Here is a 14,640-nt window from a genome sequence, read left to right as displayed (position 1 = left end):
AGTGGACACACAACAAGAACAAACACTGAGAACAGACATTTATCTCGTTCTATCTGCACTTTTTCGTAGTGCGCCTAGTGATGAAATGCTGGCGTTCCTGAAATCGCTAGAAATTGAACCGTCTGAGAGCGCGATGCAAAAAGCTTGGCTCGCACTGCAACAAGCCGCGAACGAAGCGCAGCGAGAAGCGTTAGAAGAAGAATATCAAGATCTGTTTATTGGCATTGGACGTGGTGAAGTTGTGCCATTCGGATCTTGGCATCGCACTGGCTCGATGATGGAAAAACCGTTAGCGGAAATTCGTCGCGATTTGGATCTTTTAGGCATCGAACGAGAAGAGAACGTGAAAGAGCCTGAAGACCATATTTCTGCACTGTGCGAAGTGATGGCAATGCTGACAGGTGAAGAGGAAGAACTTCAACAAGCGGTGTTTAACAAACACATTGCTCCTTGGTTCCAATCTTTTACGCGCCAACTAGAGAGCGCCGAAAGCGTGAACTTCTACAAGCCAGCTGCACAGCTTTGCGATGTATTTTTAACGTTAGAGCAAGTCCGCTTTAGCGTGAACACCAAAAGCAGTAAGAACAAATTAAAAATTGATGTGAAAAACGTCACTGATTACGAGTAATCGAGCAGTACTTGGTCATATCGATAGAGAGGCATGAGTCTCCAAAGATCTACCGTAAGGTAAGGAAGCAATGATGAAAGATAATAAAGAAATAAACACAAGCCGTAGGGATCTCCTAAAAGGCTTCACAACCGCTGCCGTTGCCGGTGCTGTTGTTGCGGGAACCACGAAAGTGGCCGTTGCTTCAGAAACGGTTGAGCCTTCTGAAAACGACGTGAAGAAGAAAGGGTATCGTGAAACTCAACACATTCGCGATTACTACGACACACTTTAGGAGATAACGGATGAAACTTGTCAAACGCTCCGACAGTGTGAGCAAAGAAACGAACCAGCTTGGCGTATCTCGTCGTGCATTCATGAAAAACACTTCGCTTGCCGCTGGTGGCGCAGTGGTTGGTGCTAGTCTATTCGCACCGGGAATGATGAAAAAAGCGCAAGCAAAATCAGTCGATCCAGAAGCGAAAACAGAAGTAAAACGTACTATCTGTTCTCACTGTTCAGTGGGTTGTGGTATTTACGCAGAAGTTCAAAATGGTGTTTGGACGGGTCAAGAGCCTGCATTCGACCACCCATTTAACGCCGGTGGTCACTGTGCAAAAGGTGCAGCACTGCGTGAACATGGCCACGGTGAGCGCCGTCTTAAATACCCAATGAAGCTTGAAAACGGTAAGTGGAAAAAGCTTTCTTGGGATCAAGCGATCGAAGAAATCGGTAACAAGGTGATGGACATCCGTAAAGAGTCCGGCCCTGATTCGGTTTACTTCTTGGGAAGCGCAAAGCACAGCAACGAACAAGCGTATTTGTTCCGAAAAATGGCATCACTTTGGGGTACGAACAACGTTGACCACCAAGCGCGTATTTGTCACTCAACAACCGTGGCGGGTGTAGCGAATACTTGGGGTTACGGTGCGATGACCAACTCTTTCAATGACATGCACAACTGTAAGTCGATGCTATTCATTGGTTCAAACCCAGCTGAAGCACACCCAGTAGCGATGCAGCACATTCTGATCGCAAAAGAGAAGAACAACTGTAAGATCGTCGTAGCGGATCCTCGTCGTACACGTACGGCAGCAAAATCGGATCACTATGTCTCACTTCGTCCTGGTTCTGACGTAGCATTCATTTGGGGTGTGTTGTGGCACATCTTCGAAAACCAATGGGAAGATAAAGAGTTCATCCGTCAACGTGTATTCGGTATGGATGAGATCCGTGCTGAAGTGGCGAAATGGACGCCAGCAGAAGTTGAGCGCGTAACAGGCGTAAGCGAAGAAGACGTTTACCAAACAGCAAAACTGCTTTCTGAAAATCGCCCAGGCTGTATTGTTTGGTGTATGGGTGGTACTCAGCATACTACTGGTAACAACAACACACGTGCTTACTGTGTGCTTGAGCTAGCGCTTGGTAACATTGGTAAATCAGGCGGCGGCGCAAACATCTTCCGTGGTCACGATAACGTACAAGGCGCAACCGACCTTGGCGTACTTTCTGACACGCTACCGGGCTACTACGGCCTTTCTGAAGGCGCTTGGCGTCATTGGTCAAAAGTGTGGGAAATCGATTACGAATGGATCAAAGGTCGTTTCGATGACAACGCTTATAGCGGTCAGAAACCAATGCACAGTGCAGGTATTCCTGTATCTCGTTGGGTTGATGGTGTACTGGAAAACAAAGACAACATTCGTCAACGCGAAAACATCCGTGCAATGTTCTACTGGGGACACGCAGTTAACTCTCAAACACGTGGTGTTGAGATGAAAAAAGCGATGCAGAAGTTGGACATGATGGTGATTGTGGACCCTTACCCAACGGTTGCTGCGGTAATGAACGACCGTACCGACGGCGTTTACCTGCTTCCTGCAACAACACAGTTTGAAACACACGGCAGCGTTACCGCATCTAACCGCTCTCTACAATGGCGTGATCAGGTGATTGAACCTTTGTTTGAATCAAAACCAGACCACGAAATCATGTACCTGCTTTCGAAGAAACTGGGCTATTCCGATCTTCTGTTCAAAAACATCCGTGTTGAAAACAACCAGCCGGTGATTGAAGACCTAACGCGTGAATTCAACAAAGGCATGTGGACGATTGGTTACACAGGCCAAAGCCCAGAGCGTTTGAAAGCGCACCAACAAAACTGGCATACGTTCCACAAAACCACATTGGAAGCGGAAGGTGGCCCTGTCAACGGTGAAACCTATGGTCTACCTTGGCCATGCTGGGGCACACCAGAAATGAAACACCCAGGTACACACATTCTGTACGATACGTCAAAGACGGTTGCAGAAGGTGGCGGTAATTTCCGTACGCGCTTTGGTGTGGAATTTGAAGGCAAGAGCCTTCTTGCAGAAGACAGCTACTCGAAAGGCTGTGAAATCAAAGATGGTTACCCAGAGTTCACTGACAAGTTATTGAAACAACTTGGTTGGTGGGACGACCTAACTGCTGAAGAGAAAGTGGCAGCAGAGGGTAAAAACTGGAAGACTGACCTTTCTGGCGGTATTCAGCGTGTCGCGATCAAGCACGGTTGTATTCCATTTGGTAACGCGAAAGCGCGTGCGATTGTTTGGACGTTCCCAGACCGTGTGCCACTGCATCGTGAACCACTTTACACACCACGTCGTGACCTTGTAACGGACTACCCAACTTGGGAAGACAAAGATGCAATCTTCCGTGTACCTACGTTGTATAAATCCATTCAAGAGCAAGACAAATCGGGCGAGTACCCAATCGTTCTGACTTCTGGTCGTCTGGTTGAATACGAAGGTGGTGGTGAAGAAACGCGTTCAAACCCATGGCTTGCCGAGCTTCAACAAGAAATGTTTGTCGAAGTAAATCCGAAAGACGCGAACGACCTTGGTTTCAGAGATGGTGATGATGTTTGGGTAGAAGGTGCAGAGAAGGGACGAATCAAGGTGAAAGCGATGGTAACACGTCGTGTGAAACCTGGTTTGGCGTTCATTCCGTTCCACTTTGGCGGTAAGTTCGAAGGTGAAGACCTACGTCCTAAATACCCAGAAGGTACACAGCCTTACGTTGTTGGCGAATCGGCCAACACGGCAACCACTTACGGTTACGACCCGGTTACCTTGATGCAGGAAACCAAAGTAACCCTATGTAACATTCGTAAAGCGTAAGGAGTCTGACAATGGCACGAATGAAATTTCTATGTGACACCAAGCGCTGTATCGAGTGTAACGGCTGTGTTACTGCATGTAAGAACGAAAACGACGATGCGCTTGAATGGGGCATTCAGCGTCGCCGCGTGGTAACACTAAACGACGGTGAAGCTGGTGAAAACTCTATCTCTGTTGCTTGTATGCACTGTACCGATGCGCCTTGTATGGCAGTTTGTCCAGCTGATTGTTTCGAACATACTGAAGACGGCATCGTTCTTCACAATAAAGATCTGTGTATCGGTTGTGGTTACTGTTTGTTTGCTTGTCCGTTTGGCGCACCTCAATTTCCTAAACAAGAGGCGTTTGGTGAACGTGGCAAAATGGATAAATGTACTTTCTGCGCGGGCGGCCCAGAAACAGAGCCTGGCTCTGAGGAAGAACGCCAAAAGTACGGTGCGAACCGTATCGCAGAAGGCAAGTTACCGATGTGTGCATCGCTTTGTTCAACCAAAGCGCTGCTTGCGGGTGACGCAGAGAAAGTCTCTGACATTTTCCGTCAACGTGTGGTAGAACGCGGCGCGAAAAACGCAGGTTGGACAGACGGAAACGATCTTTCTTACGATGCGACGAAAAGCTAAGTAAGGAGAGGCACATGTTAAACACGCTTAAACGTGCATCTTTAGCAATGCTGTCAATGATGACAGCATTGCTGCTGACTTTCGCAATGCCTGCTTCAGCAGAGGAACAATCTTCTAAAGTTATTCAACAGGAGATCACGCAACTCGCCGGGGCAGACTATTGGCGCGAAGTCAGAGAGGGGCAAGAAGGCTACACCACGTCTCAATCGCCAGAACATGGCGTATTGATCAGTAAACCTGGTGAGACTTGGTACATTCTAAAAGAGAAATGGATGTCTCCAGCGGGTGCTGTCGCGATTTTCGGCAGTATTGCAATGGTAATCATGGCTTACGTATTCGTTGGTCCTTTGATGCTTAGCAAGCCGCGTACTGGTAAAAAAATGAAGCGTTGGTCTCGTTTAGACCGCGCGCTTCACTGGAGTATGGCGTTTACATTCTTAACGCTGGCATTCAGTGGTTTGATGCTGGTTTACGGTAAGCACTTCTTAAAACCGTACGTTCCTACTGAGTTCTGGGGCTTTATCGTCATGTTGGCGAAGCAGTACCACAATTACATGGGACCATTGTTCTTCATTTTACTGATGCTCGTGCTCTTTAAATGGTGGCGCAAGTCGATTCCAAACATGACAGATGTTCGTTGGTTTATGAAAATGGGCGGCATGGTTGGTAAATACAAAGGCACACATCCGTCAGCTGGTTTCTCAAACGGTGGTGAGAAGGCAATCTATTGGTTGTTAATCTTCTTTGGTGCTATCGCGGCAGTGAGTGGCTTAGTTCTGGACTTTCCTATCTTTGGCCAAACTCGCCGTGACATGGAGCTTTCTAACTTAGTTCATGCGATTTCGGCGCTGATTCTAATCTGTGGCTTTATCTTCCACATCTATATTGGTCTATTCGGTATGGAAGGTGCGCTAGAAGGCATGGTGACAGGTGAAGTTGATGAAACATGGGCGAAAGAGCATCACGATCTTTGGTATGAGGAAGTGAAGTCCAAAGAAGCGATGGGTGAAACAGATACGGCACAAACGGAAGTAAAAGGAGCGAAAGCGAATGAACAAACCTCATAACGGGATTTGGGTTGCGTACATCCTGAGCTGTCTGACCCCGTTTACGTTTCTGATCTCAGGCGTTATCGCAATTATCTATGCGGGTTACCGATTAGATAAGGGAGAAGACAGCGACGTAGTGATTTCTCATTACTACGGTTTAATTCGCACCTTCTTTCTCTACCTGACGTTTTTTGTTGTGTTGATCGTCACCGTCGCGACTTCTAACGGTGTACTCGTTGGCGTGAGTGATTATTGGTTGCATAGTACTTTGCTTGAAACCATCGCTTACTTTATTCCTTGGGTAGGGATGGTGTTTGCTGCATTAGCCATCTTGGTGTGGTTTATGCGAATGTTTCAAGGGATGCAGCAACTGCTCAATAACCAACCACACAGACCATCGACAGGTCCAAACCTTTAATCAGTATTCTTTAAGCAAAACCGCCGTAATAGGCGGTTTTTTTGTTGCTGTTTTGTCTCAAATATGAAGCGTTGAGTCGCAGTGGTGATACTTGATGCAACTTATTGAGTGAATTTACGTAACTGGGCAGAAAATCATAGTTAAGTAAGAAACATGTAAAAAAATCGCGTCACGATGAGACATTAGTCTCACTCACGCTATTGTTCATTTACTCAGGATTCATCGTCCCGTTAAAGTACGCTGCGCTCAGAAATTCAAAGAGTTGCATACGTGAAAATTGCCATCAATACATTCAGTCTACGCATACAGAGGAATCTCTATCGGAGGATGTTTGATTAAGGCATCTTGCTCTCACAAATAAAAAGAGCGAAACGAGCATTAAATGATGCGGCAAGGTAAGAAAAGGACAAACACGTTACGGCTATGATCCCTCAATTCGTCATTCCTATCACGAATCGCTTTGGCGAAAGTTATCACTTCTCTGGTCAGTTACTTACTAGCGGCGAACCTAAAACATTCGTGACCAAACAAGAGGCAATAGAGTTTCTTGAGAGCTTTGGTGAGCTTGACCTTCGCTCTGTCGAGGACTTGTTCTATGCGATTGGTCAATTCAAGCCAAACATACCTGACGGTGAGCTTACTTCCCAACACTATAATTCAACGTTTGCCAATGCTTTGGTGAACGGTGACTTGCATGTCGCTCGAATTGTACCTACCGGCGAAAACTACGCACTCTCGTCGGCGGTTACGCCTCCACCGACTCAAAATACCGTCAATGCAAAACCATCGAAGGGAAAGGGGAAGTCGAATAAAAAGAGTGGCAGAAGTGCCGCATCCGCCAAGCCTCAGCAACAAAGCAGCGAAAAACATGAGAAAGCCGGTGATCCTGTATCACTTGTGACGGGTGAAGAAATTCTCGAACTCTATGATATCGAGCTACAACAAGGTACTACTTGGCAGCGTACTTACCGCTCTTCGCAGTCGGATGTAAATCATGGAATGGGCTTTGGTTGGCGACATGCATTTCAGTTTGAATTACGCGAAAAGACGGACGAGAAAGACAATGTTATCGCTTGGGAGTTTGTTGACGATAAGGCCGATATCACAGAATTTGAGCCAGTAGATATTGGAGCAACAAGTTACCAGATATACGCTGGTGCGAGCTGTTATTTCCTAAATTCAGCAACTCGGATCGTGACGCTCGCTAGTGGGCATCAATATCGATTTGAACAGAAAGATGATCGTTGGGTTGTTAAACAAGTCAGAAATGGCACGTTTTCAACGTTTCAACTGCAGTATTCTCGAAACCATCGATTGATCGAGATTGCATACAACAAGCGTCCGGTTCTTGAATGTCAATATGATAAGCAAGGACGCCTTGTAGAACTGCTAAATGCAAAGTCCCAAAAAGTTCTGACAACTTATACCTATGATGAGCACGATGATTTGGTCAGTGCAACTAATCATTTAGGCTTAAAGGAACAGTATCAATACCGCGGGCATTTAATTGTTAAACGTGTACGACCAACTGGCTTTACTCATTATTTTGAATGGGATGGCGAAGGTGCAAAAGCGAAATGCATCAGAAACGTTGGGGACGCAGGAATTTATGACTATCGCTTCCATTATCAAGGAAATCACTCTTCTTATTCTGACTCGTTAGATCATCAATGGTCTTTCTTGCATGACGAGCAGGGTAACTTACTCGAGAAAATAAGCCCCACAGGTAGAACTTGGCGATGGCAATATGATGAATTAGGGCGAAAAGCGCAAGCTATCTATCCTGATCAGTCAACGGTCAATTATCAATATAATCAGCATGGTCAATTAGTTTCTAAGTTTCATTCCTCTGGCAAAGAAATTCAATATGGTTATGACGGCTTAGGTAAGTTAGTTAAAACGGTTTCACCTGACGGGGATATCGAGAAGGCTTACTACAATAGCCTCGGTCAAAGAGTTTGGGATACCGATCAGTTCGGCTGTGTCACGGAATATGATTACGATAAACACGGTCAAGTCGTCAAAAAAGAGTCTGAAGATGGTAAGAAAAGTCAGTGGTGGTGGGATGAACAACAAAGACTTATCGCGAATGAAATAGACGGTACATTACTTCGTTATAGCTACAATGAAGAAGATTTAGTGAATGGCGTTGCTTATCCCGATGGGTGTATTGCTCAACTCGCTTATGATCAATTTGGCAGGCGTACATCAGTTCGTTATTTTAACGACGAAGACAAAGTCGGTTATAGCGAAGAATATTCTTACGATGAGCACAGCCGTGTTGCTCAGATTCGAACGCCAGCAGGCATTACCTCGTATCAATGGGGAGCACTCGCGCAACAAGAAGCAGTCATCTTTCCCGATGGCAGCCATATTTCTTACGAATACGATCAACAACGTAACCTGACTAAATTAGTTCGGAGTGACGGCTTAGAGTTCGAATTCCTGTATGACGATGAAGGCCAGCTGTCAGGAACTGTCGGGTTTGATAATCTACAAAGCCAATTTGATTATGATCATATGGGGCGAATCCATCGTAAGCAAGTCGCCGATAGGACGGTGCTGTATCGCTATGACGCTGCGGGTTATCTCAAGCACGTCAAAGCAGGAAATGGTAGCAGTATTGTAGAGAACCACTTCAATTATACGCTTGGTGGGCGACTTACTTTCGCATCCAATCGCCATCACACATTGCAATACCAATACTCTTCATTCGGGCATTTAACAAAGCGCATTCAAGGCCAGTTTGAGATAACGCAGGAGTTTAACAGAGTTGGCCAACGCGTATCTCAGGTACTGCCAGATAATACGGAGCTGAACTTCTCTTATGATCGATATGGGCGTTTTTCAGCGATTCGGTTTGGAAACCTAGATTTACCTCAAATCAAATTTCATTACGATGAAATGGGACGAGTTTCCCAAATTGAAACGGCATATTTTAATGAGCGCATCATTTATGATGGTGTTGGTCGTTTGGTTGAACAGCATTGGCCAGATAGAGAGAAAAAGTACGTTTACAATGCGCAAAACCGTATTTCATCAATCATTGATAATACGGCAGGAGCAACACACTATCAGTACGATGCCTTAGGGCAACTTAAACGAGTCAATGCTTCCGGAGATGTGACTAAATTTGAATACGATAGTTTTGGCAATCCTACTTTGCCAACTTCAGAGGTATTCGCTGATCGTATTGAAGTACACGATGGTGTCAGGTTCAAATATGACGCGCAAGGAAATCAGACAAAACGTGAGGGGCAAGGACACGTTCAGACTCGCGTATTTGATGCGTTAAATCAGCTCATTGAAGTTCACACCGACGATGGCATCAGTCAATATGAATATGATGCATTAGGGCGCAGAACGAAGAAAATTACACAACAAGGCGTTACGGAGTTCCTGTGGGAAGGTGAACGTTTAATTGGTGAACGCTCTTCAGGTGCTTTCCGTTGGTACCTATATCAACCAGAAACCTACACGCCAGTGGCACTGCTAGAAAATGACGTTATTTATTGGTACCAGTGCGATCAAGTTGGTAAACCAGAGCGACTGATCGATTGCGAGGGGAATGTTGTATGGAGTGCCAGCTACGATGCTAACGGCTTTGCTCATGTACATATTGAAAATGTAGCAAATCCACTGCGTTTTCAAGGGCAGTACTTCGATCAAGAAACCAACTTACATTACAACCTCGCTCGGTATTACGATCCTAAACTAGGACGTTTTATCCAACAAGATCCGATATCTATTGCTGGTGGTATTAATCATTACCAATATGCAGTCAACCCTATCCAGTGGATTGATCCAACAGGTTTCCTTTGTGAAGAAGGGCTAAAACGCTTGGGTCAAATGTTGGCAGAGTATCAGGCGCAAAGCGATGTCCCCCAAGAGGTTTGCGATCAGATTTTAGAGGCAGCAAAAGAATCATCCGTCGGAGAAGATGGCGTTCGCTCGCAAGTCAAAATCCGAAAACCCAAAGGTAAAAATCTTATTCGATATGAATACGATTTAGACCATATTGATTGCGAGAAGAACGAGATTACTTTTTATCGTCATATTAATCACTCAGATGGCAGCAGACACGAAGTGCAGTATGTTGTTGGGATTGAGGAGTTTGTTCTTTTACACCCGCGCAAAGAATCTAGAGTGACTTATGTTTTTGGCCAATACGAATCAGCTAAATTTGGTGAGTCTACAACTATAAATTATAGAAAAACGTTCTTTGAAGCCAACCCTTTAACGGAAGGAAAAGTGGTTGTTCATCATGCAGTCGAGCAACAAGTTCGTGAGCGATACCCAGGGATAATAAAGGAATCCGAAATGCACTCTCTTGAAAATTTGCGTGGGATACCAAAAGAAGTAAACTCTAAACTTCATTTGAGTAAGATCAGGAAAGAGTGGGACAAGTTTTATCGGCAGAACCCTAACCCGAATAAGCAACAGTTACTTGATAAGGCGACAGAAATTGATGATATGTTTGGTGCACAATTCAACCCACCTATTAGATAATTAGTCCGGAGGAGCACATGTATTTTTATATTGAACCTGAGGTTAGTGGTGGATTGGGAAGGCATTCTTTACTTGATACATCAACTCATCCACCTAAAGTGTTTAAGTTACACTATCAATTTGATGGTTGGTTGGGAGATGATTTACTGGCGACGTTTCCGTGCTACATTGTTACCGAGTCATTAGCAAAAGAAATTGGATCAGCAAATTTAACAGGTTACAAACTGAGTGATGTGGAGATATCAACATCTGAGCAATTTGGCGAACTATATCCAGGAATACAATTGCCTAAATTCTATTGGTTGAAGGTAGTAGGTAGTGTGGAAAAGGATGATTTTTGGATAGCTGAAGACTATAGACTTGTAGTTTCAGAAAAAGCTTTAAAGACACTCAAAAAAGGTAGGATCGACGAGGCAGATATAGAAGAGTTTTAAAGCGATGTTGTATGGGAGCTGCAGAATTGCAAGTACTAGTCCTAAATATAACGTACTATATCCTATAGAGAGATTTTAAACCTTGCTGCTTAGTTAGCTTCCGCTATATCTCGTCGAGGGGCGTTGGCTAGAAGAAGTAAAAGCAGGGAAGATCACTCGATAAACTCCTTTAGTTAGCCATTCAGTATATAAGCCACCTCTCATGAGGTGGCTTTTACGTTTATCGTAGAAAGTTTGCTGTTTGTTGAGTTATATGGTGCGCTTTATGTTGGTGCACTAAAACCATATTGGTGCACTTATTAGCGTGTTAAGCGCCATTTTAAGAATACGTAATTTTATTAAAGTTCATGCAAAACAATAAATTAAATCGTAAGTGTTAGAAATGTAAATTATGGAATGAGAATTGCTCTGTTAGACGCTCTATAAATCAAGTTCACCAAATTGGTGATGAGCCTAACTTTGATGCACAGGATAAGTGCGCTACAGATCAACGGAGACAATCATAATGAGTGTAACTGCCAATCAGGTACACGGCGCTGTACAAACTCTCACGCAAAGTTCCGACACACTTTTCTTACTACTTGGCGCAATCATGGTTTTTTTGATGCATGCTGGTTTTGCTTTTCTTGAAGTAGGAACCGTGCGCCAAAAGAACCAAGTTAATGCTTTAGTTAAAATCTTGGCCGATTTCGGTATTTCCGCCGTTGCGTATTTTTTCATTGGATACTGGGTCGCTTATGGCGGCACCTTCTTTGCTGATGCAGAGACGTTATCTCAAGGCAATGGTTACGAGTTGGTGAAGTTCTTTTTCTTGCTGACCTTCGCTGCAGCGATTCCTGCTATTGTTTCTGGTGGTATCGCAGAGCGAGCTCGTTTTTATCCGATTCTAATCGCAACATTTTTCACTGTCGGCATCGTATACCCGTTATTTGAGGGAATGATCTGGAACGGAAACTTTGGTGTTCAAGCTTGGTTTGAAAATAGCTTTGGTTATGGCTTCCACGATTTTGCAGGTTCAGTCGTTGTGCATGGTGTTGGCGGCTGGATAGCGCTTGTTGCTGTCGTGTTTTTGGGCATGAGAAAAGGCAGAGTTCGAGCAGGAAAGCACACCAACTTTGCACCTTCGAATATTCCGTTTTTGGCTTTGGGAGCTTGGGTCTTATGTGTGGGGTGGTTTGGCTTCAACGTCATGTCAGCTCAAACTGTGTCAGGCATAAGTGGCTTGGTGGCTATGAACTCATTGATGGCAATGGTCGGGGGCATTGTCGCGTCACTGTTGGCTGGTAAGAATGACCCTGGCTTTATTCATAACGGCCCACTAGCTGGCTTGGTTGCTGTATGTGCGGGCTCAGACTTAATGCATCCTATCGGTGCTTTAGTGACAGGTGCGATTGCTGGCGTGCTATTTGTTTATCTTTTTACCCACCTACAAAACAAAACCAAGATTGATGATGTGCTAGGTGTCTGGCCTTTACACGGTGTATGTGGCGCTTGGGGTGGTATTGCCGCTGGGATTTTTGGTCAAAGCGCATTGGGTGGGCTAGGTGGCGTGAGTATTATCGTTCAGCTTCTAGGAACGCTTTTGGGCCTTTCCATCGCAGTGCTTGGTGCACTTGTAGTCTACGGTGCGATTAATACCAGTATGGGACTGAGGCTTTCAGAAGAAGACGAATTCAATGGCGCTGACCTAGCCATTCATAAAATATCTTCGACCAACGAGGATTGAGGCCAATATGGGAGCGGCATAAAGCCGCTCTTTTAGCAATTGTCTTTCTTGGCTTGGCCCGGAGGACAGAAATTACCATTACCTCGATGGTCATCATCATTGGTGCTGACTCTTACCTTTACATCATCGACTTCGCCTTCAACATTGGTAAGTTGACAGCCTGCCAAAGTCAGAAGCAATGTAAACGTTAGAGATACTTGTCTCATTGCTGTTCCTCTTAAATTGTAATTCTAATAGTGACCATTACGACTATGGTCTAATCCATATTACTACTGTTGCTATTCTTTCAGTGTTAAGCTAATGAAAAAACAGCAAGGATGAGTTATGAATTTCCCTTATAGAAATATTGTAGTACTTACTGGTGCAGGTATCTCGGCCGAATCTGGTATTCAAACATTTCGTGCGCAAGATGGCCTATGGGAGAATCACCGTATCGAAGATGTAGCAACGCCTGAAGGGTTTGCTCGCGATCCGGACCTTGTTCAAGACTTTTACAACCAACGCCGCAAGAAACTTCAAGATAATGCGATAAAGCCTAATGCAGCGCATGAAGCATTAGGTCGTTTAGAGGCTGAGTTAGAAGGTAAAGTGACGGTCATCACTCAAAATATAGACAACCTTCACGAAAGAGGCGGCAGTCAGAATGTGATTCACATGCATGGTGAGTTGCTCAAGGCGCGCTGTAGTGAATCTAACCAAGTAGTAGAGCACAATGAGGACATTAAGACAGGCGAACTTTGTCACTGTTGTCAGATCCCTTCACAAATGCGACCACATATTGTTTGGTTTGGTGAAATGCCACTGCGAATGGGGGATATCTACGCGTCATTAGAAGAAGCAGATTTGTTTATTTCTATTGGGACTTCTGGCGTTGTGTATCCCGCAGCAGGTTTTGTTCATGATGCAAAAATGCACGGCGCACATACCATTGAAATTAACCTAGAACCTAGTGCGGTAGAAAGTGAATTTGAGGAAAAACGCTACGGAAAAGCAAGCGTTGAGGTTCCAAAATTAGTTGACGAGATACTGGCTCTAGAAGGAAAAGAAAGAGCGTAATAACTTCAACAGGAAGAGTTTTTGTCTTGTCATTAAGAACAAAAAAGCGGCTCATGAGCCGCTTTTTCATATCTTTAAAACTAACGAATTAGTTGTTCACTTTTAGCTTTTGGAAGTACTCATCGTACATTACGCTCGCTTCGCCAACTTCATCTTGCCAAGTACCGCTGTCCATCACTTCTTGTGGTGGGAAGATGCTTGGATCATTAGCAAATTCTTTCGGTAGCAGATCGTGTGCCGTTTTAACTGGCGTAGGATAACCAATCTCTAGTGCAATCTTAGCTGCGTTCTCAGGACGTAGTAGGAAATCGATCATCTTATGAGCTGCGTCAACGTTCTTCGCACCAGCTGGAATTGCTAGGCTGTCCATCCAGAAGATAGTGCCTTTTTCTGGCCAGATGATGTCGATGTTCGCACCTTCTTGACGAGCCATGTATGCAGAACCGTTCCAAAGCATGCCTAGTGAAACTTCACCCGCAAGGTAAGGGTTTGCAGGAAAGTCTGAGTTAAATACTAATACGTTTGGCATTAGCTTTTTCAGTTCTTCGTAAGCGGCTTTGATTTCTTCTGGGTTAGTCGTGTTTGGTGAGTAACCAAGCTTAGTCAATGCAATGTGGAATACTTCGCGAGAATCATCCATCAGCATTAGTTGACCTTCCCACTTACTATCCCAAAAATCATCCCACTTAGTAACCGATGATTTGTCTAGCATGTCAGCATTGATACCAATACCGGTCGCACCCCAAATGTATGGGATAGAGTAGTTGTTGTTCGGATCGAACGGTTTGTTTAGGAAGTTAGTATCAAGATCGGCAAAATGAGATAATTTCTCTTTGTCGATCTGTTGTAGCATGCCTTCTTTACGCATTTTAGAGACGAAATAGGTAGACGGTACTACCAAGTCGTAACCAGAACCTTGAGTTTTTAGTTTTGCGTACATACTCTCGTTAGATTCGTATGTAGAGTAAATAACTTTGATTCCGGTTTCTTTTGTAAAGTCTTCAAGAACTTCGTTTGGAATGTATTCCGACCAGTTGTAGAAATACAGTTCTTGATCAGC

12 protein-coding genes are annotated in these 14,640 nt (G+C 44.5%); 10 read left to right on the top strand and 2 right to left on the bottom strand.

The window, feature by feature from the left end:
• Nucleotide 1: 1 nt before the first annotated feature.
• The 9 genes from R7041_RS08375 to R7041_RS08335 all read left to right on the top strand — a co-directional run bounded on the left by R7041_RS08375 (nucleotide 2) and on the right by R7041_RS08335 (nucleotide 12,524).
• Nucleotides 2-628 (top strand): molecular chaperone, encoded by a 627-nt coding sequence (locus R7041_RS08375; protein ID WP_064368420.1) that lies wholly within the window; start codon nucleotides 2-4, stop codon nucleotides 626-628.
• Nucleotides 629-701: 73 nt separating this feature from the next.
• Nucleotides 702-902: a twin-arginine translocation signal domain-containing protein gene (locus R7041_RS08370; protein WP_005377542.1), complete on the top strand. Its 201-nt coding sequence runs from the start codon at nucleotides 702-704 to the stop codon at nucleotides 900-902.
• A gap of 10 nt (nucleotides 903-912) precedes the next feature.
• Nucleotides 913-3,768 (top strand): formate dehydrogenase subunit alpha, encoded by a 2,856-nt coding sequence (locus R7041_RS08365; RefSeq protein WP_005377539.1) that lies wholly within the window; start codon nucleotides 913-915, stop codon nucleotides 3,766-3,768.
• A gap of 11 nt (nucleotides 3,769-3,779) precedes the next feature.
• Nucleotides 3,780-4,388: a formate dehydrogenase FDH3 subunit beta gene (fdh3B, locus tag R7041_RS08360; RefSeq protein WP_005377536.1), complete on the top strand. Its 609-nt coding sequence runs from the start codon at nucleotides 3,780-3,782 to the stop codon at nucleotides 4,386-4,388.
• Between the two features lie 14 nt (nucleotides 4,389-4,402).
• A complete protein-coding gene (locus R7041_RS08355) occupies nucleotides 4,403-5,455 on the top strand; it encodes a formate dehydrogenase subunit gamma (RefSeq protein ID WP_064353916.1) in 1,053 nt (350 codons plus the stop codon).
• Nucleotides 5,439-5,855: a membrane protein gene (locus tag R7041_RS08350; RefSeq protein WP_005377532.1), complete on the top strand. Its 417-nt coding sequence runs from the start codon at nucleotides 5,439-5,441 to the stop codon at nucleotides 5,853-5,855. The genes R7041_RS08355 and R7041_RS08350 overlap by 17 nt, the downstream gene beginning before the upstream one ends.
• 423 nt (nucleotides 5,856-6,278) lie before the next feature.
• Nucleotides 6,279-10,364: an RHS repeat-associated core domain-containing protein gene (locus R7041_RS08345; RefSeq protein WP_231972247.1), complete on the top strand. Its 4,086-nt coding sequence runs from the start codon at nucleotides 6,279-6,281 to the stop codon at nucleotides 10,362-10,364.
• Between the two features lie 17 nt (nucleotides 10,365-10,381).
• Nucleotides 10,382-10,798 (top strand): hypothetical protein, encoded by a 417-nt coding sequence (locus R7041_RS08340; protein ID WP_021486723.1) that lies wholly within the window; start codon nucleotides 10,382-10,384, stop codon nucleotides 10,796-10,798.
• Between the two features lie 505 nt (nucleotides 10,799-11,303).
• Nucleotides 11,304-12,524 (top strand): ammonium transporter, encoded by a 1,221-nt coding sequence (locus R7041_RS08335; RefSeq protein ID WP_064368422.1) that lies wholly within the window; start codon nucleotides 11,304-11,306, stop codon nucleotides 12,522-12,524.
• 32 nt (nucleotides 12,525-12,556) lie between these two features.
• On the opposite strand, the gene R7041_RS08330 is transcribed toward R7041_RS08335, so the two are convergent.
• Nucleotides 12,557-12,730 carry a hypothetical protein gene (locus tag R7041_RS08330; protein ID WP_005377524.1) on the bottom strand — a complete coding sequence of 58 codons (174 nt, stop codon included), beginning with the start codon at nucleotides 12,728-12,730 and terminating at the stop codon, nucleotides 12,557-12,559.
• A gap of 118 nt (nucleotides 12,731-12,848) precedes the next feature.
• On the opposite strand from R7041_RS08330, the gene cobB reads away from it, so the two are divergent.
• The gene (gene cobB / locus R7041_RS08325) at nucleotides 12,849-13,580 is read left to right on the top strand and encodes a Sir2 family NAD+-dependent deacetylase (RefSeq protein WP_005377522.1); all 732 of its coding nucleotides are present in this window, start codon (nucleotides 12,849-12,851) and stop codon (nucleotides 13,578-13,580) included.
• 88 nt (nucleotides 13,581-13,668) lie between these two features.
• On the opposite strand, the gene R7041_RS08320 is transcribed toward cobB, so the two are convergent.
• On the bottom strand, nucleotides 13,669-14,640 hold a 972-nt coding region (locus R7041_RS08320; protein WP_318128609.1), incomplete at its 5' end, for an extracellular solute-binding protein.

Source organism: Vibrio sp. 1751, from assembly GCF_033339895.1.
GTDB classification, from domain to species: Bacteria; Pseudomonadota; Gammaproteobacteria; order Enterobacterales; family Vibrionaceae; genus Vibrio; species Vibrio alginolyticus.
Note: the sequence above shows the minus strand (reverse complement) of the source record. Positions and strands in the feature narration are given on the sequence as shown.